Below are 21,297 nucleotides of genomic sequence, written 5' to 3'. Positions count from 1 at the left end.
AGGCGCCTCGAAACGGAGGCGGATGCTGTGGGCGAGCGCGACGACTCTCGGAGCGAAGACCAAAAGCGCGCGGACGCTCGATTTGAAGCGGACCAGCGCGAAGCCGCGGCGCTGCGGTCAAGGCTCGACAAATTGTCGGCCGATCTTGGCGCCAGCAAGGATTCGAGCGCCGGAAACGGCGACAAGGACGCCGACCTTACGGCCGGCTCGTTCGGCGGCGCGATGAGCCTCGGCTTTCGCGTCCTTACGGAATTTGTGTCGGCGGTCGTCGTCGGCGCGCTGATCGGGTGGCAACTCGATAAATGGTTCGGGACCAGCCCGCTGTTTCTTCTCGTCCTCCTCCTGATGGGGACGGCGGCGGGATTTTGGAATGTGTATCGCATCGCCGTCAAACCTCCGGGCACGAAGCCTTGAGGGTTGAAGCGGCGGCTCCGGCGTTTTTAACATCGGGGCCGGAATCAAAGTCATACGAAGGGGTTTGCACGTGGCAGAAGCAATGGATCCGATCCATCAGTTCAAGGTAGAACCGATCATCAGCCTGCATCCTTTCGGCATTGACGCGTCTTTCACCAACTCCTCCCTGTTCATGCTGATTGTCATTCTAGCGGCGTCGGCGCTGATGATCGTCGGCACATCATCGCGTTCGCTCATTCCCGGCCGGCTGCAATCGGCCGCCGAGATGAGTTACGAATTCGTGGCGAATACAGTGCGGATGACCTCCGGCCAGGACGGGATGAGGTTTTTTCCGTTCGTCTTCACGCTGTTTCTCTTCGTGTTCTTCGCGAACATCATCGGGGTCATTCCTTATAGCTTTTCCGTGACGAGCCAGATCATCGTGACCTTCGCGCTCGCGGCGCTCGTCATCGGCATGGTCATCGTCTATGGCGTCATCCGCCACGGAACGCATTTCCTCGGCCTCTTCGTGCCGTCGGGAGTCGCGCCGGCGCTGCTGCCATTCATCGCGCTGATCGAGGTCATTTCCTTCGCTTCGCGCCCGATCAGCCTTTCGGTTCGTCTGTTTGCGAACATGCTGGCGGGTCACATCACCTTGAAGGTTCTGGGCGGCTTCGTCGCCGCTCTCCTCGGCGCCGGCGCTTACGCCATAGTCGCGCCGCTTCCTCTCATTGGCATCGTCGTGCTCACGGGCTTCGAACTGTTCGTGGCCGCGCTGCAGGCCTATGTCTTCGCCATTCTCACTTGCGTCTATCTGAACGACGCAATTCATCCGGGTCACTGAATAAATATCAACAACAGATCAGCGCCCGCTTCCGTAAGCCTCCAGGAGTAAAACATGGATCCCGTTGCAGCTAAATTCATCGGCGCCGGTCTCGCCGCCATCGGCATGGGCGCCGCCGCCATCGGCGTCGGCCTGATTTTCGGCAATTTTCTTTCCGGCGCCCTGCGCAATCCAACGGCATCCGACGCTCAGTTCGGGCGCGCCTTCATCGGCGCGGCGCTTGCGGAAGGCTTGGGCATTTTCGCCTTCCTCGTGGCGATTCTTCTGCTTTTCGTGCTTTAACGTCAAATGCGTTGCGCCCGGACGGAAATAGTCCGGGCGCATCTTTTTGCATCGGACTTTTCGCTCAGGATTTGACGCAGGAATTGGACAATGGCTAGTCATACACCCGAAGGCCACACCAGCGGCACAGTCGAGCCGGCTGACATAGACCATGGGGCGCATGCCTTTCCGCCATTCGATTCGGCCAATTTCTCATCGACGCTGATCTGGCTCGCGATTACGTTCGGGCTTTTCTATTATCTGATGTCGAGGATCGCGCTGCCGCGCGTCGAAAATATCCTCCATGCCCGCGCCGGCAGGATCAGGCAGGATTTGCACGAGGCTCACGCCGCCCGCGAAAAGTCGGAAAAAGCCGCCGCGGAGCAGGACAAAACCATCGCCGACGCCAGAGCCAAGGCGCAGGCCCTCGCCCAGCAAACGCAGGCGAAGATCAACGCGGAAAACGACGAGAAGCGGCACGCGCTGGAGGCCGACCTCAACGCCAAGCTCGCCGCCTCCGAAAAGCAGATCGTCGAAACCAAAGCCAAAGCGATGGACAATGTCGGAATGATCGCTGCAGACGCGGCCGCCGCCATCGTCGAACGGATCACCGGCAAGCCCGCCGACCAGAATGCGGTCAAAGCGGCCGTCACCCAAGCCAAAGCTTAAGGCCGGAGAAAGACGATGCTGAACGAAGAAACTTTCGTCGCCTTTGGATTCATCCTTTTCGTCGGCCTGCTTGCCTATCTCGGTGTCCATAAAAAACTAAACGCGGCGCTCGATCATCGCGCCGACAGGATCAAGGCCGAACTCGCCGAGGCCGAAAGGCTGCGCGCCGAAGCCGAGGCCGTTCTCGCCTCCTTCGGCAAGCGGCTCGCCGACGCCGAGGCCGAGGCGGCAGCCGTTGTCGCGCAGGCTCATGCCGAAGCGGATCGTCTCGCCAAGGAAGCCGCCGACCGGCTACAGGAATTCATCCAGCGGCGCACCAAGCAGGCGCAGGACAAGATCGCGACAGCCGAGTCTCAAGCGACAGCCGAAGTACGCGCAGCCGCGGCCGACGCCGCGACAAGGGCCGCTGGCCTCGTTCTCAAAGATCAGGCGAAGGGCCCCTTTGGCGAGCAGCTCATTCAAAAGGGCATCGCCGATCTGAAAGGGCTGTTTCACTAAAGCATGATGCCGTTGCAGACTTTTCGGACCCACATCATGCGTTCCAAGGCATAAGCCAAAGAAGTTACGAACGTCTCAGAGATCATGCGAGATCAGGAGCGGATGTTGTCCGAGGAAATCGGCAAACCCGCTCTTTTTTTATCGGCGTCTTCTCAGCTGAACTGACGCCCTGCTTGCGTGAAACTTCGGCGGCTGGCGCGGTTAAGGCCGCAGCCACGGAAATGAGGCCGGCGATCCACCGTCCCTGAACTCAGGCGTCCAAGACTTCATCTGTCCACACCCGGAAGCTGGCCAGCGTATTGGGTCCAAACGTCGTCGTAATGGCGACGTCGGCGGCGTCTCTGCCGCGCGCCAGGAGAACGCGGCCGATGCGCGGCTCATTGTTGCGCGCATCGAAGGTGCGCCATTGACCGCCGAGATAGACCTCGAACCAGGCGGCGAAATCGCCTGGCGGATAGGGCGGCGGCATGCCGACGTCGCCGAGATATCCGGTGCAATAGCGCGCCGGAATGTTGAGCGCGCGGCAGAACGCGACGGCGAGATGGGCGTAGTCGCGGCAGACCCCCTGCCCTTCCTGATAGGCTTCCGAGGCTGTGCGCGTCACGCGCGCAAAATGATATCCGAACTCGATGCGCTGATGGGTATAGTCGCAGATCGCCTGAACCCGCTCCCAGCCGGGTTTGGTCTGCCCGAACAAGGTCCAGGCGAGATCCAGCAGACGGTCGCTGTCGCAAAAGCGGCTCGGAAGGAGAAACAGTATCGCCTCTTCGGGAAGGGCTTCGACCGGCATCTGCGCGGCGCCTGGTGCGATGTCATCGACAAGACCCGAGTCGGAGATGATGGCGTCGGTCGACAGCGTCATCCTTCCCGCGGGCGCGAGGATGCGGCTGCACCAGTTTCCGTACATGTCGCGGTAGCCCGAAATCGGAACCGATGGGAACGTCTTGATGTGATCGGGCTCGGCGAGGTCAGCGACGCGCGAATAATGCACGTTCAACATGCCGATCAGCGGGGTCGGCTGGGGAAATTCATAGCTGATTTCGTAACCGATTCGAAGTTTCAAGGAGCGTCTCCGCATTGGGGCCGGCCGGAAGGCGAAGCCGCGTCCGCACAATCCGTCTCTCATGGTAGCAGCTATGCCGCTCGTCGCCTGAGGGTTTATTAGGCACTCATTCGCGCGCCCGGGCAGAGCCGGAGCCGCCTTTTCGTTTCCCATTGCGCTTCATTTATAGTAGCGCTCCTCCCCGGAGCTGCTTCGTGATTTGCTATCGCCCTATCTTCCGCGCCGCCGTCTGCCTCGCCTTCGCCCTGGCCCTTACGGGTTGCGGTCGTCGCGGGCCGCTTGAGGCGCCGCCTGGTTCGACTCCCGTGACGCCGCTGTCCGGGGTTCCCGAAGCCGCGCAGGAGCCGAGAAGCGAACTCGCCTTGCCGGGCGAGGCGACGGCTGCTGCGAAGCCGGCCGCGGCCCCTGTGAAGGCTCCGCCGCGGCCATTCATTCTTGATCCCCTGCTCTGACGTCCTGGCGCCATGCATCACTTTGCGATGAAGAACGGCGTCATGCACGCTGAGGATGTCGATCTTGCCGCATTGGCCGAGGTCGTCGAAACACCCTTTTATTGCTATTCAAGCGCGACGCTGAGCCGGCACTACGAGGTCTTCAAAGGCGCGCTCAGCCATCTCGACGCGCTCGTCTGTTACGCGTTGAAAGCCAATTCCAATCAGGCCGTGCTGACGACGCTGGCGCGGCTCGGCGCCGGAATGGACGTGGTTTCCGAAGGGGAATTGCGGCGCGCGCTCGCGGCTGGCGCGCCCGCCTCAAAGATCACTTTTTCCGGCGTCGGCAAGACGAAATCCGAGATGGCGCTCGCGCTCGAGGCGGGGATTTTGTGCTTCAACGTCGAGTCAGAGCCTGAATTGCGCGCGCTCTCCGAGGTCGCCGCCTCCATGGGCCGGACCGCGCCGATCGCGCTTCGCGTCAATCCCGACATTGACGCGCGGACCCACGCGAAAATCTCGACCGGAAAGGCCGAGAACAAATTCGGCATCCCGATCAGCCATGCCCGCGCCGTTTTCGCGGAAGCGGCGGCGTTGCCGGGGATCAGGGTAAGCGGCATCGATATCCACATCGGCTCGCAAATCACCGACCTCAATCCCTTTGACGACGCTTTCACGCTCACGGCCGATTTCGTCTCAATCCTTCGCTCGGACGGCCACGACATCGACCATGTCGATGTTGGCGGCGGCCTCGGCATTCCCTATCGCGAGAGTGAAGATCCAGACAGCTACCATCCCGACCGTTACGCCAAGATCGTCACAGCGCGGCTCGGCGGCCTCGGCTGCCGCCTGATTTTCGAGCCGGGACGCCTTATCGTCGGCAATGCCGGGATTCTCGTGACCAAGGTCATCTACGTGAAGCGCGGCGAGGCAAAGACTTTCGTCATCGTCGATGCGGCGATGAACGATCTCGTCCGCCCGACCCTTTATGACGCCCATCACGATGTGAGGCCGGTGCGCGCCACCCGGCCGCAGGCGCCGGAAATTCTCGCCGATATTGTCGGCCCGGTCTGCGAAACAGGCGACTATTTGGCGCAGGCGCGCAAAATGCCCGAGCCCCAGCCCGGCGATCTCCTCGCCGTCATGTCGGCTGGAGCCTATGGCGCGGTGCAGGCCGGAACCTATAATTCCCGGCTTCTTGTTCCGGAGGTTCTCGTCAACGGCGGCGAATATGCGCTCGTTCGTCCGCGTAGAACCTACGATGAATTGATTGCGCTGGACAAAATTCCGGCGTGGTTGCGCTAGATAGTCCCGGCTCGCCTCTGGCGAAGACGCGTCAACGTGCTAGCTTTATTGAAGACGAGGCGCGCGCCGGCTCAATATTCAGCCAAACCGCGCGAGAAGCCGCAGACCGCCGATCTGGAGATCTTTTTGCGGATATTTGGACGCCCGATCCCTGGCAACCCCGATGTCTCTCCCGAGGGGGCGCCCCCCGGCGCGTCGAAACATCCCCGGCTTGAGCAACTGGCCGCGAGGACTCGGGCGCTTCTACTCTTTGAACGAAGCTGGCGCCTCCTCGCGCCGCCGCTCATCCTCATCGGCCTTTTCATCTGCCTCTCCTGGACCGGGTTTTGGCTGGAAATCCCGCATTGGGCGCGGGCGCTTGGCGTCGGCGTTTTCGGCATCGGCCTTGTCCTCGGCCTCGCGCCGCTGCGAAAACTGCGTTTTCCGTCACGCCGGGAAGCGCTGGAGCGGATTGATCGCGTCTCGAAGCTAAAGGAACGTCCGGCGGCGGTGCTCGATGACCGACTCGGCAACGCTGGCGAGGATCCCGCGACGGCCGCCTTGTGGAGCCTGCACCGGCAGCGCGCAGCGAAGGCGGTGGCGCTGCTTCGGACAGGGCTGCCCTCGCCCCGCGTCGTCGACGTTGACCGCTATGCCTTGCGCGCCGCGGTTCTCGTCGGCCTCATCGCGACCGCCTTCGTCGCGGGGCCCGAAAAATATGCGCGCATCGCCGCCGCTTTCGATTGGCGGCTCAGCGGCCTGCCCTCCGCCGGGCAGCGGATCGACGCCTGGGTCGATCCCCCCGCCTATACCGGCCGCGCGCCCATCGTCCTTTCAAAGCAGATGGAGGCGCAGAAGATCGCGGCGCCGATCGGCTCGACCATCATCATTCGCAGCTCAAGCGGAGCAGTTGATTATCAGGCGGCCGGCGCCTTGACGGAAGCGCCGATCGAGCCCGCCAAGGATAAACAGACTGACGGCGCGAATGGGCCGGCGCCGGCTGCCGCGAAGGCGCAAAATCCGGGCGAGAAGAGGCTCGTTCTGAACGGCGACGCCAGTCTCACGATCGCCTCGATCGGCGCATTCCAATTCGCGGCGATCGCCGACAATCCGCCCGTGATCGCCTTGACCGACCCGCCAAAGGCGAATGCGCGCGGCTCCCTGACCCTGAAATATCTGATCACCGACGATTATGGCGCGATCAACGCAGAGGCGTCCTTCGCAAATCCGATCGCGCCCGGGGGTAAGCCGGGCAAACGCTCGCTGGTCGATCCGCCTAAGGCGCCGCTCCAGCTTCCACCCGCGGGCGACGAGGCCGGAGAGGCGGAAACGACGATCGATCTCTCCGAGCATCCCTGGGCCGGGGCCAAGGTCGAAATGACGCTGATCGCCCGCGATGAAGGCGGCAATGAAGGCAAAAGCGATCCCGTGACGATCACCCTGCCGCAAAAGCCATTCACCAAGCCGCTTGCCCGCGCGCTTGTCGAACAACGCCGCAATCTCGTGCTTGCTCCGGACGACAAGGGGCGCGTGTCGACGGCTCTCGACGCTTTGATGATCGAGCCTGACGCTTTTGGCGTCAGCGCCGGCGTTTATCTTGGCCTTCGCGTCGCCTCCGAGCGTCTCGCTGCGGCGAGCAAGGACAGCGATCTCGTCGAGGTCGCCGATTATCTCTGGCAGATGGCGCTGCGCATCGAGAACGGCGATCTCTCGGAGGCCGAACGCGACTTGCGCGCGGCGCAGCAGCAATTGCGCGAGGCGCTGCAGCGCAATGCGCCGCCCGATGAAATCAAGAAGCTGACCGAGAATTTGCGCGAGGCCATGGACAAGTTCCTGCGCGAATTCGCCGAGCAGCAGCAAAAGGACATGGATCGGGCGGATCAAGACGCGGATGACAAGCAGAGCAGCGGCAAGGCGATCAGCCAGAAGCAGTTGCAGGCCATGCTCGACAAGATGCAGGATCTGGCCCGGAACGGCGACAACGCCGAGGCTCAGAAAATGCTCGACCAGATGCAGAATATTCTCGAAAATCTGAAGCAGGCGCGGCGGCGCAACGCCGATCCGAAATCGCGCGAACTCAGCCGCGCGATCGACCAGCTCGATCAGATGAGCAAACAGCAGCAGGATCTGCGCGACGACACCTATCAAAGCGGCGAGGCGGCCAAGCGCCAGCAGCGGCGCCAGCGTAATCCGCTGGAGGACCAGGACGAGCAACAGGGCTTGGGCCAGCCACAGGACAATGGCGATAATGATCAGGAGAGCGAAGGCGACAGCCAGGCCGGAAAGGCCCCTCCTCCCGGTCAGAGCCAGGCCGAGTTGCAAAATCGTCAGAATGATCTCCAAAGGCGCCTTGAAGAGCTGCAGAAGCGACTGAACAAGGCGGGTCAAGGAGATACCGGCCTCAGTGAAGCGCAAAAGGCGATGCGCGATGCGCAAAAGGCGCTCGGAGAAGGCGCCCACGGCAATGATCCCGCGGTCGAAGCGCAGGGACGCGCCGTCGACGGGCTGCGTGAGGGCGCGCAAAAACTGGCGCAGGCGCTGCGCAACCAAGGGGAAGGCGAGGGCGAAGGCCAGCCCGGCGAAGGCGAAGGCCAAGGCGAGGGCGAGGGCGAAGGCCAGCAGGGGCAGTTCGGTCAGAATGGCACGGACCCGCTCGGCCGGCCGACGGGCCGCGAACGCGCCTTCAATCCGAGCGCCAAATATGACCCCTTGGGCGTTCCCGCGGCAGAGCGCGCCCAGCGGGTGCTTGAGGAATTGCGCCGCCGCCTCAGCGAACCGTCACGGCCGCGCGAGGAGACGGACTACCTCGAACGCCTGCTGCGCCGGTACTGAATTTTCAGAAGAGTAGCGACGCCTCGCCAGGCGTTTCGTCTCGATTCGATGGATTTCACTGAGTTTTTGTTCGTTCGCTTGCCCTAACTTTTCGCCGGAGCGCTTCAGGCATGTACGCCGCAACCAATTTCATCGCAGCCATCGCCATTGGCGCGGTATTCCTCGTCCTGTTGGCCGGATTCGCCAATATGATCCGTGGCGGCAATCCCAATCTGTCGCAAAAGCTGATGCGATGGCGGGTTGGTTTGCAGTTTGTCGCGATCATCGTCATCATTGGCATATTATGGTTGCGCCGTTGACGTCGGCGGCGAATGGATAAATTTTAATTGGCGCCGTCAAGAGCGCCGCCTTGGGATAATGGAAACGCATGGTAGTTTTGAATCGAATTTACACGCGCACGGGCGACTCGGGGAAAACGTCGCTCGGCAGCGGCGAGCGCCGCCCAAAGAACGATCTGCGGATCGAGGCCTATGGCACGATTGACGAAGCCAATTGCGCAATCGGCCTCGCCCGCGTCTCGACCTCGATCGCGCCGCATTGCGCAAGGGTCGACGCAATGCTGCTTTGCCTCCAGAATGATCTCTTCGACCTTGGCGCCGACCTTTGCGTCCCCGAATCGGATGAGGGCGTCGCGCCACAATATGAGCCGCTGCGGATCGTTCAGGCGCAGGTCGATCGGCTCGAACGCAAGATCGACGAACTGAACGCCGAACTGCCTCCCTTGCAGTCTTTCGTCCTGCCGGGCGGCTCGCCGGCGGCCGCGGCGCTCCACCTCGCCCGCACGGTGACGCGCCGGGCTGAACGGCTCCTCGTCGCCCTCGCCGACGCGCCAGGCGAAAAGGTCGGCGAGCCGGCGCTGAAATTTGTCAATCGGCTCTCCGATTTTCTGTTCGTCGCGGCGCGCTACGTCAACCGCAAGGGCGAAGGCGATATTTTGTGGGTGCCTGGACAAAACCGCTGAGATCAATGATTTATCCGAGCATCCGCTTCACGGCGCGATGGAAATATAGCGGCCGGGATGAACGTCGAGCGCATTCGGCTCCCAGCCGCGCAGTTTTGGCGAGATCAGATCGCTCGAGCGATAATCCATCAGCACGAGATAGGGCTGCTCTTTCAAAAGCAGCGCCTCGGCCTCGTGCAGAATGGCGGAGCGCCGAGCAGGATCGCCCTCCCCGCTCGCCTTGCGCATGAGCGCATCATAGGCTGCGCTGGAAAAGCTTGCGACATTCAAGCCCTGATTGCCGCTTTCGCCAAGGAACAGAAAGTTCTGGGCGTCGGGGTAGTCGGCGTACCAGCTCATTCGCGCGACGTCGAAAGACGGTTTTTCGCGCAAGAGAGCGTAGTGGGTTGCGGCGTCGGAGCCGATGAGGCGCGTCGTGACGCCGATCGTCGTCCACATGTCGGCGATAGCGACGGCGGTGGCGCGGTGGCTGCCTGAATTGTTGAACCGTATCTCGACATCAAGCGTCTTGCCACCCTCTCCGAAGCCCGCTTCACGCAAAAGACGGCGCGCCTCCTCCCGCCGCTGCGCAAGGCTCAAGCCTTTCCAGGACACCTCGGCCGGAGCGCCATAGCTCGCGATGCCGGGCGGCACAAAACTGTAGCTTGGCGACATGACGCCGCCCCAGATGCGGCCGGCAAGAAATTCGCGATCAATCGCCATTGAGAGCGCCTGCCGCACCCTGACGTCGCTGAAAGGCGCCCGCCTCGTATCGAAGGCGTAAAAACAGGCCCCAAGATTGGGCGAAATGCGTAGCGCCTCGCCCAAATTCTTGCGCACGAAAGCGATCTCCTCGACCGGCACTTCATCGTAAGAGTCGATTTCACCGGCCATAAATCGGCGCAACGCAGCCGAGCGGTCTTCCAGCGGAATAAAGACCTCCCGATCGAGCGCCACCTCGTCCGCGTCATGGTAGTGGGGATTTTTGACGAGAACGATGGAATCGTTCGGAATGAATTTCTGCAACGTAAAGGGCCCGTTCGTCACCAAGTGCTGCGGATGGGCGAAGTCGGCGCCGAACGCCTCGATCGACTTTCGATGCAGGGGCTTCGCGGTGAAATGGGCGAGCTGCTCGAGAAAATAGGGCGTCGGGCGTTCAAGCGTGATTTCAAGACGCCCTTCCGCCAAAGCGCGGACGCCCAGAGCCTCAGGCGCAACTTCACCCTTGTTCACTTTTTCCGCGTTCTTCAACGTGTAAAGAATGCTCGCGTAAGGAGCGCCCGTACGCGGCGCCATCAGCCGGCGGAAGGCGAAAACGAAATCATCGGCGGTCACAGCTTCGCCATTCGACCATTTCGCGTCCGGGCGCAGACGAAAAACATAGACGACGCCGTCCTGGCTGACGCTCCAGCTTTCGGCGACGCCGGGAACCAGAGCGCCATGCGCGTCGCGGCTGACGAGCCCCTCGAAGAGATCCTCAAGCACATTATTCTCGATGAGGGTCGTCGCTTTATGCGGATCAAGCGAACCGGGATCGCCAAGCGCGCCGCGCCGCCAGACCATTTCCGCATGCGAGGCGCCGCCGAGGCAGAGAAGCAGCGCAACCATGAGGAGCCCGCGCGAGATCAACGCCATGATCCTTTCGGGCGGCTTCCAACAAGACGCCATCCGCCCGCTCAGTGTTCCGGCGCGGAAAGGTCGAACCGGACCTTATGCTGCGCCACCGGAATTTGCCGGCGCACCCGATCGACCTGCGAGAGATCGATGCGGGTCGATACGATTCCAACGCCATCGGAGGCTTTGGCGATCACATGGCCCCATGGATCGACGACCAGCGAATGACCATAGGTCAGGCGCTTTTCATTGCCGACGACATGGGCGCCCGTCTGCGCCGGGGCGCAAAAAAAAGTCTGCGTCTCAATCGCCCGCGCCCGGCACAAAACCTCCCAATGGTCTTTGCCCGTCTGCTGCGTGAACGCCGCGGGCAGCGCGATCATTTGCGCCCCCCGCGCGGCGAGCGCCTGAAAAAGGTCCGGAAAGCGCAGGTCATAACAGATCGAGCAGCCGACGATCATGTCCTCGCAAGGATAGGTCACGACAGCCTCGCCCGGCGCGAAGGAATTGCTTTCGCGATATTGCGCGCCGTCCGGCGTCGTCACGTCGAACATATGGATTTTCCGATAGCGGGCGATCTCCGTTCCGCCCCGGTCGAAGACAACGGTCGTGTTATGGAGACGATCTCCCTGTTCCGGTTTTTCGAGGATTGAACCGGCATGTATGAAGATTTTGTGACGGCTGGCCAGCGCCTGCATGGCGGCGTAGGCGGGACCATCTGGGAGTTTTTCCGCGGCCCCGAATTTGTCGGCCCGGTCGCCGCCGAGGAAGTCGAAGCATTCCGGCAGGGACACCCAGTCCGGCCCTTCCTCCGCGACAGCCCGTTCAATCAGCCTGGCCGCCGCTTCGATATTGGCGGATTTGTCGCTGACCGAGTTCATCTGAATGAGCGAAACCTTCATCGTACCCTCTAAGGCTTTGGTCTCGTCACCCCGCGCAGGGTGAGATTGATGCGCCCCCCGCCCGGCAGCAGCGACGACGAGCCGGCGAGAATCCGGTCAACGCCGTGGAAGGCGAGCCGGGACGGGCCGCCGAGCACGACGACATCGCCCGAATGGAGCTTGATGCTTCTTGTTGGATCGGCGCGGCTGCGCCCGCCAAAGCGAAAAATGGCTGTGTCGCCGAGCGAGATCGAGACCACCGGGGCGGAGAAATCCCCTTCGTCGCTATCCTGATGCAGGCCCATGCGCGCGCCGGCGTCGTAGAGATTGACAAGACACGCCTGCGGCGGATGCGGATAGGACGAAAGCGCGCTCCAGGCGTCCATCGCCAGTTCAGGAATGGGCGCCCACGGCTCGTCCGTCACGGGATGGCGCGACTGGTAGCGATAGCCGTCGACATCGGAGACCCATCCGAGCGCGCCGCAATTCGTCATCTGGACGGAAAAAGGCTTTCCCGAGCGCGGCATGCGCGGCCGATACCAGGGCGATTGCGCGGCGAGGGCTTTGACGTCCGCGACCAGCTGTTTTTGAGCCGCGGCATCGAAAAAGCCGCGCGCGAGGATCAATCCGGGAGCGAGCTCGGCGTCAACTCGTGACGCTGGAAACAAGTCCTCCATCAAAATCGTCGGCGCTCCTTCGGGATCGCTTGATCAGCCGGCCAAAACCTCTTTGCTGTCCACGGTCGAATCGTACTTCAGCCGGTATAATATGGGGATGCCGGTCGCGAGCTCCATCGATGGAATCGTCTCCGGGGTCAATTTGTCGAGCACCATCATGAGCGCGCGCAAGGAATTGCCATGCGCGACGACGATGACGCGCCGCCCGTCGAGCACGGCCGGCAGGATGGTCTGGCAATAATAAGGGAGAACGCGCGCGACCGTGTCCTTCAGGCTTTCGCCGCCGGGCGGCGGCACGTCATAGGATCTGCGCCAGATATGAACCTGCTCCGGGCCCCATGTCTTTACCGCCTCAGCCTTGTTGAGGCCCGAAAGATCGCCGTAGTCGCGCTCATTGAGCGCAACACTATTCGCCGTCGGCACATCCGGCGCGCCGAGTTCGTCAAGGAGAAGCCGCATCGTCCGTTTCGCCCGCAGCAGATTCGACGTGAACGCGAGGTCGAAGCCGACGCCCGCCGTCTTGAGCCGGCGCCCTGCTATCCTGGCCTCCTCGACCCCCAAATCCGTCAGGTCGGGGTCTTTCCAGCCGGTAAAGATGTTTTTCAAATTCCATTCGCTCTGGCCGTGGCGCACGAGCACGAGAATGCGATCCATCTCTCATCCTTGTTTGGCGAATGAGCGATAACGCCTCTTTGCGCTCACGCTCATCGGCAGGCTTGAACTCCACCGAACTCCTCTAAAGCAATTTTCCGGCCCGGCAAACCCAAGGGCTGAGCGAACCTCGCCGGCCCGCGTGCATACGAAGCCCCGCGCAGGCTTGTGGCGTCAATGGAGAATGATGGCGAGCGGCGTCCGATGGCGCGGCATCTTCAGAGCGCCGCAAAGCCGATTCGCCAAGATCCGCGCAAATCCGATTTTTCGTTTTCTCCGAGAACGGAAAAATGCTCTAAAGGAGCTGCAATGACCGACCGCATGAGTGATCCGACGCGTTCGACGCCAGAACCGCCGCCCGGGTGGACGGCGGGCCAGCGCTCGCCCGCCGCGCCGCGCTCGGGCAGCGCCCTCAACCGTTTTCTCGGCGGCTCCCCCGCCAGCGTCTTTCTGCGCCTCTTTTTTGTCTCCCTTATCGTCGGCGCCCTCTTCATGTGGCTCGACATCAGGCCGATCGACATTTTTCGCGGGCTGACCGATCTCTTCAACCGCATCTATCGCATGGGTTTCGACGCCATTCGGGAGGTTTTCGATTATGTCCTTGTCGGCGCGGCGATCGTCGTGCCGATCTGGCTCGTTCTGCGGCTTTTGAACATGCGCGGAGAGCGCTGAGTTTTGGCTCCAAGGCCCCGGTTTCAGATGTCTTCCGCTGCGATTTTTCCCGCCGCCCAATCTTTCGCCGATGCGCCAACCGCGGCTGCAAGGGTCGGATAGGCGTTGCGCTCCAACGCTGCGAGAAGGCCGCGCTTGATCGTCGCGGGGAGACCGAGACCCTTGTAGACAAGCGCCGAATATAATTGAACGAGGCTCGCGCCCGCCTCGATCTTGGCCAGGGCGCGCGCCGCGCTGTCGACTCCGCCGGCCCCGACCAAGGGAAATTGGCCTTCGACGCGCAGAAACGCGGCGGCGAGCATCTGCGTCGATAATGCGAATAGCGGGCGTCCCGAAAGACCGCCTTGCTGCTTTGCCGTCTGCGTCTCCAAAAGCGTCGCCGGACGCGAGAGCGTCGTATTGGAGATAATGAGACCGTCGATCCTGCGAGCCCTTGCGCGGGCGACGATCGAATCAAGTTCAGCCAGCGAAAGATCCGGCGCAATTTTCAAAAGCACCGGCTTACGGCCAAAAAATTCGATTTGCTCGTCGCGAGCCGCGACGACGCGCGCAAGCAGATCGTCGAGCGCGTCCGCTTCCTGAAGATTGCGCAGTCCTGGCGTGTTCGGCGAAGACACGTTGATCGTGAAATAATCCGCAACCTCGGCGAGCGCAGCAATGGCGCGCACATAATCGGCGGCGCGGTCGGCGCTCTCCTTATTGGCGCCGACGTTGATTCCGATGACGCCCGGCTTTTGCGCGGCGGCAGAGCCTTTGCGCCGCGCAAGACGCTGGCCGACGGCCGCCGCGCCCTCGCTGTTGAAGCCGAAGCGATTGATGACGGCCTCGTCGCGCATGAGTCGAAACAGGCGCGGGCGGGGATTACCTGGCTGCGGCAGCGGCGTGATCGTACCGGCCTCGGTGAAGCCGAAGCCGAGCCTAAAGACAGCGTCCACGGCCTCGCCATTTTTGTCGAAACCTGCCGCCAGCCCCAGCGGATTGGGAAAATCGAGACCGAACGCCTTGACCGCAAGCCGCGCATCGTCCCGCTCCGCCAGAACGGCAAGCGGCAGGCGCGCCAGCGCCTTGATCGCTGCTTTATGCGCGGTCTCCGGATCGAGGCGGAACATTACGGGCTGCGCGAGCGCGCTTAAAAGTGCGATGCAGCGGGAACGATCGATGGGGATGGCTGAAACTCCTTGACGCGCCAGTTGCAACGCAGTGGAGAACCCGATCTATCATTTTCTGATTCCACAGGAATATGAAAAATTTCCGGTGATTGCGTCTCATCGGATATTTGTTAAGCGGCTTCCTGCTCCTTGAAGTTCTCTCCCAATAGGGCGCCCGGAAAAGCTTCATGCAGCACAAAGCGTCTGCCGGTTTGCAAAAGATCGAGAGTCCCGCTGCGACGGTCGAGCTCTGGCTCGTCGACGTTGGAGGAAGCGCTCGCCTCTCCGAGTCGGCTCTTGTCTTATCGGGCGACGAAATCGAACGAGCCAATCGGTTCTATCGTGCGGAGGATCGCGCGCGCTTCATGCTAACGCGGGCCGCCCTTCGGCGCGTGCTCGCCGATGCGAGCGGTCGGCGGCCTGAAGATCTCGCCTTCTCGATCGGTCCTTTCGGCAAACCGGTCCTCGCGGGGCGAGAGGATTTGCATTTCAACGTGTCGCATTCCAGCGCATTGGCCCTGATTGGACTGTCGCCGCTGCGTCCAATCGGCGTCGACATCGAGCTGATGCGCGAGAATATCGACGAGCTCGCGCTGGCTGAGGCTTTTTTCTGCGAGGACGAGCATCGCTTCCTTAAAAACCTTGAGGGAGCGGTGCAACTCGACGCATTTTACAAGATATGGACATGCAAGGAAGCCGTGCTCAAAGCATTCGGGGTCGGAATAACTGCCTATCTCAAGGACTTTCTGGTTGAATTAAGTCCGCAAAGGCTCGACATCCGCCCTCAGCACAATTGCTTCACGCCCGCGCTGGCGCAGGTGCGCGTTGAATCGCTCGAAGTTCCGGCCGAATACGCAGCCACCCTTGCATTGACTTGAACGCGCCGGCGCCGCGCCCCCGCGAGACTTGAATCGGCCTCGCAATGGCGCTTTGTTCATGCGCGCCGGCCAAATGGGTCAATCGTCGCGGCGGCGCTTCTTCTTGCCGGCCTGCTTGCCCTTACGATCGTCATCCTCATCGTCCTCGTCTTCTTCATCCTCGTCCTCATCGAGCACGGTGATTTTTTCGAGTGCGATCGCCGGGATGACATGCGTTTTCAGCTCATCCGTCGCTTCGCCATACCAAAGCACATGGACGCCCTCGGCGTCGACGGAGACGACCGTCATGGCCGGCCCAAAGGACCTCAGTTGAACGATGTCGCCTGGTTCGAAAGTCGCGCTGCCGATGCTGGTCTCGCTCAAGGGCTTGCCTCCCATGTTGTGCGCAAATGCGGCCTCTATTTGCCCGGCGCCGACGAGCTGCGGCGTTTCCTCGCAGCAGCCCGGCGCCAGACTCCCTTGCGTTAAATTCAACGCATGTCGCCGTCGTGACGGTCGCCTCGCGCGAGCCCGAAACTTACGGCCATTTTACTAGCGGCGGCATCGACGACAGGATCGCCTCGACATTGCCGCCCGTTTTCAGTCCGAAAATGGTGCCCCGGTCGTAAAGAAGGTTGAATTCGACATAACGCCCGCGCCGGACGAGCTGTTCGGAGCGATCCTCCGGCGTCCAGGCGAGATGGAAATTGCGGCGGACCAGTTCCGGGTAAATCGAAAGAAAGCTGCGGCCGACAGCTTGCGTGAAAGCGAACGTCCTGGCGAATCTTTCTTCGTCGTCGAGCGGGCATTCGAGATAATCGTAGAAAATTCCGCCGATCCCGCGCGCTTCATTGCGATGCTTCAGGTAGAAATAATCGTCGCACCAATTCTTGAATTTCGCATAATCGGCGAGGGGCTCAGAGCCCTCGCAGGCGCGCGCCATGGCCGCGTGGAAATCTCTGGCGTCCGCGTCGGTCTGGAGCCGGCGCCGGTCAAGGACCGGCGTCAGATCAGCGCCGCCGCCGAACCAGGCCTTGCTGGTTTCGACAAAGCGCGTGTTCATGTGAACGCATGGGACATTCGGATTCCAGGGATGCGCGATCAACGAAACGCCGGACGCCCAAAAGCGCGGATCCTCCTCTGCGCCCGGCATCTGCTTGGCGAATTCTGGCGTGAAGGCCCCGAACACGGTCGAGGTGTGGACGGCCATTTTTTCGAATACGCGGCCCTTGAGGATCGCCATCAGGCCGCCGCCGCCATTATTCGTCCTTTGCCAGGGCTTCGTCTCGAAACGTCCCGGCGCCATGCCGGGCTCGGCGAACGGCCCCGGAGCGTCTTCTTCCAGGCTTTCAAAGCCGGCGATGATCTTGCGCTGCAATGTCTCGAACCAGGCGCGCGCCTGCGCCTGGCGGCTTTCGCCAATTTGGCACTCAACCATTCGTCCAGCCTTCCCCGGCTTTCGCCAATCCGGCGCCGTCCTGAAATCGCTCGCGATCATCGCCCTCGCGCGCGCGTGAACGATCAGGAGCGCGCCGCGATCGCGCCGGCTTATCCGCAGCGCCAATCGCCGCCGGCCGCCGCGTTGAATATCCCGAAGCCGAGGTCTTTGGAAGCTACCCGCCGCATCCGGCGGGCTTCAGGTCTTGCCGAGCTGTCGGAGGCCCCCGCCCACCCGTCAAGGCGCGCGCCCGGCAGACGCCTGGCGTTGCATGACATTACGATGACGCAGCGTTAGCCGCCTTCGACAATATTGGCGTCGGCCAGGCGCGCGATCTGTATTTGCCGCGCCGCCTCTCCCGCGACCATCGCGGCGGCGACGGCGACATTCAACGATCGCATGGAATTTCGCAGCGGAATGAGAAGGCGCGCGTCGGCGGCCTGGTGCACTTCCTCCGGCGCGCCCGCCGATTCGCGCCCGAGCAGCAAAATGTCTCCCGCCTCGAACCGAAATTCCGTATAGGCGAGGCTCGCCTTAGTCGACAGCAGGATGAGCCGCGCGCCCTCGCGGCGGCGCCAGGCGTCGAACGCGCTGAACGAAGCGTGACGGGCGATCGCCACATGATCGAGATAGTCCATGCCGGCGCGGCGAAAGTGGCGGTCGCTGACAGGAAAGCCGGCCGGCTCGATGATCGCGGCGCCAAAGCCGAGACAAGCGCACATGCGCAGGATCGTTCCCGCGTTCTGTGGAATGTCCGGCTGATAGAGCGCAAGGGTCAATCGCGCTGGCGAAGTTCCCGGCATGATGGAGCGCTCCCGGTTCGGCGTCCGGCGGCCCGGCGCAAGTATGATGATTTATTTATGCCAAAAAAAGCGGCGTCGAAGCGTCACACCTTAGTCTGAGATGTTGATTCTTTCCCTACGCTTCATTAGTGCGTAGCGCAGAGGCGTTCGGAACTTGCGGACGCAGCGCCAGTCGAGGATGTCATGGCAGTCACTACGACGTTGCAAGAACCGACCCGCAGAGATTTCCTCTTCATAGCGACCGGCGCCGTCGGAGCGGTCGGAGCGGCTGCGGCGATTTGGCCGCTGATCAGCCAAATGAGCCCCGACGCGACGACTTTGGCTGCGGCTTCGGTCGAAGTCGACATCAGCGGCATAGCGGAAGGCCAGATCCTGACCGTCAAATGGCGCGGCAAGCCGATTTTCGTGTCGCATCGCACGCCCGACGAAGTCAAAGAAGTCCGCGCGGTGCCTTTGAACGAACTGAGGGATCCCGCGACGGATCAATCGCGGGTGCAAAAACCCGACTGGCTCGTCGTCATCGGCATCTGCACCCACCTCGGCTGCGTTCCGCTCAAGAACGAGGGGCCGTTCCGGGACGGCGGCTTCTTCTGCCCCTGCCACGGTTCGGTCTACGATCAATCGGGCCGCATCCGGCAGGGACCCGCGCCCGCCAATCTGGTGGTGCCGCCCTACAAATTCGCAAGCGACATCAAAATCATCATAGGCTAGGCTTGAGGCGAAACGGCATACCGTCCGCGCCTCAGGCGGGCGACCGCAAGCCGACTCGCAGATTTCCACGCGGCACACCATGGCAGAGACGAGAGCATGAGCGGAGATTCGACCTACGTCCCAAAGCATCCGGCTGCGAAGTGGCTTGAAAGCCGGTTGCCGATCCTCGGGTTGATCCACTCCTCCTTTGTGGTTTTCCCCAATCCGCGCAATCTGAATTATTGGTGGACGTTCGGCGGCATCCTCGCCTTCCTGCTGGTCTCGCAGATCGCCACGGGCGTCGTGCTCGCCATGCATTACACCGCGAACGCCGATCTCGCGTTCGACTCGGTCGAACACATCATGCGGGACGTGAATTTCGGCTGGCTGCTTCGCTATTGGCACGCCAACGGCGCCTCGATGTTCTTCCTCGGCCTCTACATCCACATCTTTCGCGGCATGTATTACGGATCCTATAAGGCGCCGCGCGAAGTCCTGTGGCTGATCGGCTTCCTCATCTACCTGCTCTCCATGGCCACCGCCTTCATGGGATATGTCCTGCCCTGGGGTCAGATGAGCTTTTGGGGCGCGACCGTCATCACCAGCCTGTTTTCCGCGATCCCCCTCGTCGGCGATGCGATCACGACATGGCTCTGGGGTGGCTATTCGGTCGACAACGCGACGCTTAATCGCTTCTTTTCATTGCACTATCTGCTCCCCTTCATGATCGCCGGCGTGGTCGTGCTGCATATTTGGGCGCTGCATGTGCCGGGCTCGAACAATCCGGCGGGCGTCGAGCCGAAGAGCGAGAAAGACACGCTGCCCTTCCATCCCTATTTTACTGTCAAGGATGGGTTTGCCCTGACCTGCTTCCTCGTCCTTTATGCCTGGTTCGTGTTCTACATCCCGAATTACCTTGGTCACGCCGATAATTACATCGTGGCCAACCCGCTCCAGACGCCGCCTCATATCGTGCCTGAATGGTATTACCTGCCCTTTTACGCGATTCTGCGGTCGATCCCCTCGAAGCTCGGCGGCTTTCTGGCCATGTTCGGCGCTGTGCTGATCCTCGCCGTGCTGCCCTGGCTCGATACCGCGAAGGTCAAATCGGCGGCCTATCGCCCGCTCTTCAGAATCTTCTTCTGGATCTTCGTCGTCGATGCGGTGTTGCTCGGCTATGTCGGCTCGCAGCCTCCGGCAGGCGGCGCCGTTCTCGCCGGACGCGTCCTCACGGCCTACTATTTCTTCCACTTCCTGGTGATTTTGCCTCTGCTCAGTCATTTCGAGACGACACGGCCGGTGCCCGCCTCCATCTCGGAAGCCGTGCTCGGCGAGCAGGCGGACGCGAGCCCCGCGCTGGCGGGTCACTAGAGACTTTTCCGGTTTCCCGGCGTCGGGAAACTGCCTGCCCGTGTTTGTCGCATTTGCTTAAGTCCGGTTAAGCGTCGCTCGAGAGCGCTCTAAAAAGCAAGATCGACGGCTGATGTCCAAAAGGAATGAATTCATGAGGCTTCGCAGGATATTCGCCGCGGGCGCAGGAACGGCTCTCATCGGCGCCTTGGCCCTGGCTCTGACCGCCGGCGGAACGCGCTCTGTCGCCGCCGACCAATCAGCTGCAACCGCCGCGCCGGCCCTCGAAGAGAATCCCGTGCCGGCGCGCCAGTCCTGGAGCTTTTATGGTCCCTTCGGAAAGTTCGACCGGGCGCAGCTTCAGCGCGGGTATCAGGTCTATCATGAAGTCTGCTCCAACTGCCATTCGATGAAGCTGGTCGCCTTCCGCGATCTGACGTCATCAAGCGGCCCCGCCTTCTCGGAAGATCAGGTCAAGGCGCTCGCGGCCACCTTCAAGGTCAAGGATGGACCCAACGAGGCGGGGGACATGTTTGAGCGTCCCGGCAGGCCGTCGGATTACTTCCCGTCGCCCTTCCCCAATCCTCAAGCGGCGCGCGCCGCCCTTGGCGCCGCTCCGCCCGACATGTCGGTTCTCGCCAAGGCGCGCGACATCGAGCGCGGTTTCCCTCTCTTTATCGTCGACGCCTTCACGCAATATCAGGAGGAAGGCGTAGACTATATTTACGCGCTTCTGAATGGTTACTCGAAGGCCGACAATCCAAATTACAACGAATACTTCCCCGGACACCGCATCGCCATGCCGCCGCCCTTGAGCGATGGCGTCGTTGATTACACTGACGGCTCGCCAAAGACAGTCCCGCAATACGCCAAGGACGTTTCGGCCTTCCTCATGTGGGCCGCCGAGCCCAAGCTCGAAGCACGAAAGAGCCTCGGCTTCGCTGTCATCATCTATCTCGTGATCTTCGCGTCGCTACTCTATCTCGTGAAGAAGCGTATCTGGGCGAAGGTCGGCCCGCACTAGCGGCTCGATCCAGTCAGATTGACCGGTAGAGGCGCTTGAGCTTGAAGCGGGCGTCGGCTGTTGTGAGCCCGCCCGCTTTGGCGTAGTTCGGCCGGCAGAGGCCTTCCTGCGCCATCAGCTGAGACGTGATCCGGCTCCATGAGAGCCGGCCTGAGTGGATCAAGCCGATTTTCGTGGCAATCCGGGCCCGGCGCGCTTCCACTGTCACCAGCAGCTTCACATGGATTTCGGATTCATGGCGCTCTTCAAGTATGCGTAAGCGCCGACGCTCGCGAAC

The 21,297-nt window shown here is 61.9% G+C and carries 25 protein-coding genes; 16 read left to right on the top strand and 9 right to left on the bottom strand.

Annotation, left to right across the window (positions count from 1 at the left end):
* Positions 1 to 27 precede the first annotated feature (27 nt).
* The 5 genes from SIN04_RS03840 to SIN04_RS03820 all read left to right on the top strand — a co-directional run bounded on the left by SIN04_RS03840 (position 28) and on the right by SIN04_RS03820 (position 2,665).
* Positions 28 to 414: an AtpZ/AtpI family protein gene (locus tag SIN04_RS03840; protein WP_244605654.1), complete on the top strand. Its 387-nt coding sequence runs from the start codon at positions 28 to 30 to the stop codon at positions 412 to 414.
* Between the two features lie 82 nt (positions 415 to 496).
* Entirely contained in the window at positions 497 to 1,237 is a 741-nt protein-coding gene (locus SIN04_RS03835; protein ID WP_134492241.1) for a F0F1 ATP synthase subunit A, read from the top strand.
* Positions 1,238 to 1,291: 54 nt separating this feature from the next.
* Positions 1,292 to 1,519, top strand: coding sequence for a F0F1 ATP synthase subunit C (locus SIN04_RS03830; RefSeq protein WP_134486290.1), 228 nt, complete (start codon positions 1,292 to 1,294; stop codon positions 1,517 to 1,519).
* Between the two features lie 90 nt (positions 1,520 to 1,609).
* A complete protein-coding gene (locus SIN04_RS03825; protein WP_134486288.1) occupies positions 1,610 to 2,167 on the top strand; it encodes a F0F1 ATP synthase subunit B' in 558 nt (185 codons plus the stop codon).
* A 15-nt stretch (positions 2,168 to 2,182) separates the two neighbouring features.
* Complete coding sequence (locus SIN04_RS03820) at positions 2,183 to 2,665, top strand: ATP F0F1 synthase subunit B (protein WP_134486286.1); 483 nt, start codon at positions 2,183 to 2,185, stop codon at positions 2,663 to 2,665.
* Positions 2,666 to 2,915: 250 nt separating this feature from the next.
* Here the strand turns inward: SIN04_RS03820 and SIN04_RS03815 are convergent, their stop codons facing one another.
* On the bottom strand, positions 2,916 to 3,728 hold the full coding sequence (locus tag SIN04_RS03815) for a transglutaminase-like domain-containing protein (RefSeq protein ID WP_134486284.1): 813 nt from the start codon (positions 3,726 to 3,728) through the stop codon (positions 2,916 to 2,918).
* 194 nt (positions 3,729 to 3,922) lie between these two features.
* Here SIN04_RS03815 and lptM point away from each other — a divergent pair, with 194 nt between their 5' ends.
* The 5 genes from lptM to SIN04_RS03790 all read left to right on the top strand — a co-directional run bounded on the left by lptM (position 3,923) and on the right by SIN04_RS03790 (position 9,236).
* On the top strand, positions 3,923 to 4,180 hold the full coding sequence (gene lptM, locus SIN04_RS03810; RefSeq protein WP_134486282.1) for an LPS translocon maturation chaperone LptM: 258 nt from the start codon (positions 3,923 to 3,925) through the stop codon (positions 4,178 to 4,180).
* Between the two features lie 12 nt (positions 4,181 to 4,192).
* Positions 4,193 to 5,464 (top strand): diaminopimelate decarboxylase, encoded by a 1,272-nt coding sequence (gene lysA / locus SIN04_RS03805; protein ID WP_134486280.1) that lies wholly within the window; start codon positions 4,193 to 4,195, stop codon positions 5,462 to 5,464.
* 36 nt (positions 5,465 to 5,500) lie between these two features.
* Entirely contained in the window at positions 5,501 to 8,275 is a 2,775-nt protein-coding gene (locus SIN04_RS03800) for a TIGR02302 family protein (RefSeq protein ID WP_341264223.1), read from the top strand.
* 110 nt (positions 8,276 to 8,385) lie between these two features.
* Entirely contained in the window at positions 8,386 to 8,574 is a 189-nt protein-coding gene (locus SIN04_RS03795; protein WP_134486278.1) for a twin transmembrane helix small protein, read from the top strand.
* A 68-nt stretch (positions 8,575 to 8,642) separates the two neighbouring features.
* Entirely contained in the window at positions 8,643 to 9,236 is a 594-nt protein-coding gene (locus SIN04_RS03790; RefSeq protein WP_134486277.1) for a cob(I)yrinic acid a,c-diamide adenosyltransferase, read from the top strand.
* 27 nt (positions 9,237 to 9,263) lie between these two features.
* On the opposite strand, the gene SIN04_RS03785 is transcribed toward SIN04_RS03790, so the two are convergent.
* Genes SIN04_RS03785 through SIN04_RS03770 form a run of 4 tightly spaced genes read right to left on the bottom strand, consistent with a single transcriptional unit; the run spans position 9,264 to position 13,041 of the window.
* Positions 9,264 to 10,850, bottom strand: a complete 1,587-nt coding sequence (locus SIN04_RS03785; protein ID WP_134486275.1) for a peptide ABC transporter substrate-binding protein — start codon at positions 10,848 to 10,850, stop codon at positions 9,264 to 9,266.
* Between the two features lie 41 nt (positions 10,851 to 10,891).
* Positions 10,892 to 11,731, bottom strand: a complete 840-nt coding sequence (locus tag SIN04_RS03780; protein WP_134486273.1) for a carbon-nitrogen hydrolase family protein — start codon at positions 11,729 to 11,731, stop codon at positions 10,892 to 10,894.
* An 8-nt stretch (positions 11,732 to 11,739) separates the two neighbouring features.
* Positions 11,740 to 12,387, bottom strand: a complete 648-nt coding sequence (locus SIN04_RS03775) for an alpha-ketoglutarate-dependent dioxygenase AlkB (RefSeq protein ID WP_134486271.1) — start codon at positions 12,385 to 12,387, stop codon at positions 11,740 to 11,742.
* Positions 12,388 to 12,420: 33 nt separating this feature from the next.
* Complete coding sequence (locus SIN04_RS03770) at positions 12,421 to 13,041, bottom strand: 2,3-bisphosphoglycerate-dependent phosphoglycerate mutase (RefSeq protein WP_134486270.1); 621 nt, start codon at positions 13,039 to 13,041, stop codon at positions 12,421 to 12,423.
* A gap of 306 nt (positions 13,042 to 13,347) precedes the next feature.
* Here SIN04_RS03770 and SIN04_RS03765 point away from each other — a divergent pair, with 306 nt between their 5' ends.
* Positions 13,348 to 13,710: a DUF6460 domain-containing protein gene (locus tag SIN04_RS03765; RefSeq protein ID WP_134486268.1), complete on the top strand. Its 363-nt coding sequence runs from the start codon at positions 13,348 to 13,350 to the stop codon at positions 13,708 to 13,710.
* 23 nt (positions 13,711 to 13,733) lie between these two features.
* Here the strand turns inward: SIN04_RS03765 and SIN04_RS03760 are convergent, their stop codons facing one another.
* Entirely contained in the window at positions 13,734 to 14,819 is a 1,086-nt protein-coding gene (locus SIN04_RS03760) for a quinone-dependent dihydroorotate dehydrogenase (protein WP_423135991.1), read from the bottom strand.
* 227 nt (positions 14,820 to 15,046) lie between these two features.
* Between SIN04_RS03760 and SIN04_RS03755 the strand changes: the two genes are divergently transcribed.
* Positions 15,047 to 15,736 (top strand): 4'-phosphopantetheinyl transferase family protein, encoded by a 690-nt coding sequence (locus SIN04_RS03755; protein ID WP_134486266.1) that lies wholly within the window; start codon positions 15,047 to 15,049, stop codon positions 15,734 to 15,736.
* A 78-nt stretch (positions 15,737 to 15,814) separates the two neighbouring features.
* Here SIN04_RS03755 and SIN04_RS03750 read toward each other — a convergent pair whose 3' ends face one another.
* The 3 genes from SIN04_RS03750 to SIN04_RS03740 all read right to left on the bottom strand — a co-directional run bounded on the left by SIN04_RS03750 (position 15,815) and on the right by SIN04_RS03740 (position 17,956).
* The gene (locus SIN04_RS03750) at positions 15,815 to 16,210 is read right to left on the bottom strand and encodes a YodC family protein (protein WP_244605652.1); all 396 of its coding nucleotides are present in this window, start codon (positions 16,208 to 16,210) and stop codon (positions 15,815 to 15,817) included.
* 43 nt (positions 16,211 to 16,253) lie between these two features.
* Positions 16,254 to 17,153 (bottom strand): oxygen-dependent coproporphyrinogen oxidase, encoded by a 900-nt coding sequence (hemF, locus tag SIN04_RS03745; RefSeq protein ID WP_134486264.1) that lies wholly within the window; start codon positions 17,151 to 17,153, stop codon positions 16,254 to 16,256.
* Positions 17,154 to 17,446: 293 nt separating this feature from the next.
* Complete coding sequence (locus SIN04_RS03740) at positions 17,447 to 17,956, bottom strand: tRNA (cytidine(34)-2'-O)-methyltransferase (protein ID WP_134486262.1); 510 nt, start codon at positions 17,954 to 17,956, stop codon at positions 17,447 to 17,449.
* 183 nt (positions 17,957 to 18,139) lie between these two features.
* Between SIN04_RS03740 and petA the strand changes: the two genes are divergently transcribed.
* From petA to SIN04_RS03720, 4 genes are all read left to right on the top strand, one after another.
* Entirely contained in the window at positions 18,140 to 18,667 is a 528-nt protein-coding gene (petA, locus tag SIN04_RS03735) for a ubiquinol-cytochrome c reductase iron-sulfur subunit (RefSeq protein WP_134486260.1), read from the top strand.
* Between the two features lie 96 nt (positions 18,668 to 18,763).
* Positions 18,764 to 20,017, top strand: a complete 1,254-nt coding sequence (locus tag SIN04_RS03730) for a cytochrome b (protein ID WP_134486258.1) — start codon at positions 18,764 to 18,766, stop codon at positions 20,015 to 20,017.
* 133 nt (positions 20,018 to 20,150) lie between these two features.
* Complete coding sequence (locus SIN04_RS03725; RefSeq protein ID WP_341264222.1) at positions 20,151 to 21,020, top strand: cytochrome c1; 870 nt, start codon at positions 20,151 to 20,153, stop codon at positions 21,018 to 21,020.
* Positions 21,021 to 21,174: 154 nt separating this feature from the next.
* Positions 21,175 to 21,279: a multicopper oxidase domain-containing protein gene (locus SIN04_RS03720; protein WP_244605651.1), complete on the top strand. Its 105-nt coding sequence runs from the start codon at positions 21,175 to 21,177 to the stop codon at positions 21,277 to 21,279.
* The last annotated feature ends 18 nt before the right edge of the window (positions 21,280 to 21,297 follow it).

The sequence above is a fragment of the Methylocella tundrae genome (assembly GCF_038024855.1).
Lineage (GTDB): Bacteria > Pseudomonadota > Alphaproteobacteria > Rhizobiales > Beijerinckiaceae > Methylocapsa > Methylocapsa tundrae.
Note: the sequence above shows the minus strand (reverse complement) of the source record. Positions and strands in the feature narration are given on the sequence as shown.

What these genes read in the sequence shown, in the direction of transcription:
- SIN04_RS03830 (WP_134486290.1), top strand. Translation starts at nt 1,292, where the DNA reads ATGGATCCCGTTGCAGCTAAATTCATCGGCGCCGGTCTCGCCGCCATC.
- SIN04_RS03825 (WP_134486288.1), top strand. Translation starts at nt 1,610, where the DNA reads ATGGCTAGTCATACACCCGAAGGCCACACCAGCGGCACAGTCGAGCCG.
- SIN04_RS03790 (WP_134486277.1), top strand. Translation starts at nt 8,643, where the DNA reads ATGGTAGTTTTGAATCGAATTTACACGCGCACGGGCGACTCGGGGAAA.
- petA (WP_134486260.1), top strand. Translation starts at nt 18,140, where the DNA reads ATGGCAGTCACTACGACGTTGCAAGAACCGACCCGCAGAGATTTCCTC.
- SIN04_RS03780 (WP_134486273.1), bottom strand. Translation starts at nt 11,731, where the DNA reads ATGAAGGTTTCGCTCATTCAGATGAACTCGGTCAGCGACAAATCCGCC.
- hemF (WP_134486264.1), bottom strand. Translation starts at nt 17,153, where the DNA reads ATGGTTGAGTGCCAAATTGGCGAAAGCCGCCAGGCGCAGGCGCGCGCC.
- SIN04_RS03770 (WP_134486270.1), bottom strand. Translation starts at nt 13,041, where the DNA reads ATGGATCGCATTCTCGTGCTCGTGCGCCACGGCCAGAGCGAATGGAAT.
- SIN04_RS03765 (WP_134486268.1), top strand. Translation starts at nt 13,348, where the DNA reads ATGACCGACCGCATGAGTGATCCGACGCGTTCGACGCCAGAACCGCCG.
- SIN04_RS03740 (WP_134486262.1), bottom strand. Translation starts at nt 17,956, where the DNA reads ATGCCGGGAACTTCGCCAGCGCGATTGACCCTTGCGCTCTATCAGCCG.
- SIN04_RS03795 (WP_134486278.1), top strand. Translation starts at nt 8,386, where the DNA reads ATGTACGCCGCAACCAATTTCATCGCAGCCATCGCCATTGGCGCGGTA.
- SIN04_RS03835 (WP_134492241.1), top strand. Translation starts at nt 497, where the DNA reads ATGGATCCGATCCATCAGTTCAAGGTAGAACCGATCATCAGCCTGCAT.
- SIN04_RS03730 (WP_134486258.1), top strand. Translation starts at nt 18,764, where the DNA reads ATGAGCGGAGATTCGACCTACGTCCCAAAGCATCCGGCTGCGAAGTGG.
- SIN04_RS03755 (WP_134486266.1), top strand. Translation starts at nt 15,047, where the DNA reads ATGCAGCACAAAGCGTCTGCCGGTTTGCAAAAGATCGAGAGTCCCGCT.
- SIN04_RS03760 (WP_423135991.1), bottom strand. Translation starts at nt 14,819, where the DNA reads ATGTTCCGCCTCGATCCGGAGACCGCGCATAAAGCAGCGATCAAGGCG.
- SIN04_RS03785 (WP_134486275.1), bottom strand. Translation starts at nt 10,850, where the DNA reads ATGGCGTTGATCTCGCGCGGGCTCCTCATGGTTGCGCTGCTTCTCTGC.
- SIN04_RS03775 (WP_134486271.1), bottom strand. Translation starts at nt 12,387, where the DNA reads ATGGAGGACTTGTTTCCAGCGTCACGAGTTGACGCCGAGCTCGCTCCC.
- SIN04_RS03820 (WP_134486286.1), top strand. Translation starts at nt 2,183, where the DNA reads ATGCTGAACGAAGAAACTTTCGTCGCCTTTGGATTCATCCTTTTCGTC.
- lysA (WP_134486280.1), top strand. Translation starts at nt 4,193, where the DNA reads ATGCATCACTTTGCGATGAAGAACGGCGTCATGCACGCTGAGGATGTC.
- SIN04_RS03725 (WP_341264222.1), top strand. Translation starts at nt 20,151, where the DNA reads ATGAGGCTTCGCAGGATATTCGCCGCGGGCGCAGGAACGGCTCTCATC.